At 69.8% G+C, this 718-nt stretch carries 1 protein-coding gene; it reads right to left on the reverse strand.

What is annotated here, in order from left to right:
• On the reverse strand, positions 1-544 hold a 544-nt coding region (locus AC4H2H_RS19740; protein ID WP_494372534.1), incomplete at its 3' end, for an IS110 family transposase.
• Positions 545-718: the final 174 nt, after the last annotated feature.

A 718-nucleotide genomic window follows, 5' to 3' on the forward strand; every position in this document is an offset into this window, starting at 1 on the left:
TGGTCGTGATCTGGGCCTGGCTCAGGGCGCGGCGCGCGTCGATGCCGAGGTCGTGGGTGCGGGCCAGGGCGGTGAGCTGGTTGACGTGCATGGTGCGTTCGCTGACCAGTGCGTCGCGTTCGGCGAGCAGCAGGGCGGCGGTCTGTCCGGCCTCGCCCGCGCGGAGGCGGGGCAGTCTGGCTGTGTTGGTTCCGAGGACGGCTTGGGCGATGCGGGCGGCGTCGAGCGGGTCGGACTTCGCGGCCTTCTTCTGGGCGCGGGTAGGGGCCAGCGCCTCGACGACCTGGTACCCGGCCCGGGTGAACGCTGCTGCTGCGAGGCGCCCGTAGGAACCAGCGCCCTCGATCACGACCAGGACCGCGTCCAGGTCGCCGTCTGTGTGGCGGGCAACCCAGTCGATCGCTCGCCCGGTCCCGGTGGCGGTCGTGGGGAACGACTGGATCTGCTGGACCGCACCGTTGGTCATGGCAAGGGCGTAGGTGTGTTGTTCGGCGTGAGTGTCGACCCCGATGACGTATCGGTAGGTCTCTGCGACGATGGGCATTGCGGCGGACTCCCCTTCCAGGACGGACGTCGTTGACCGGCGTCGACCCGGGGTGAGTCACTACGAGGCAAACCTGTGACGGGCCACAACCTCCTGCAGGGCAGGGAGGTTGGTGCGTGCTTCTATCAAGCCATCGCAGTGGGCCGGGACGGCGCCGGTCTGCCACTCGGGCGG

The organism is Cellulosimicrobium sp. BMG9.22 (genome assembly GCF_059159975.1).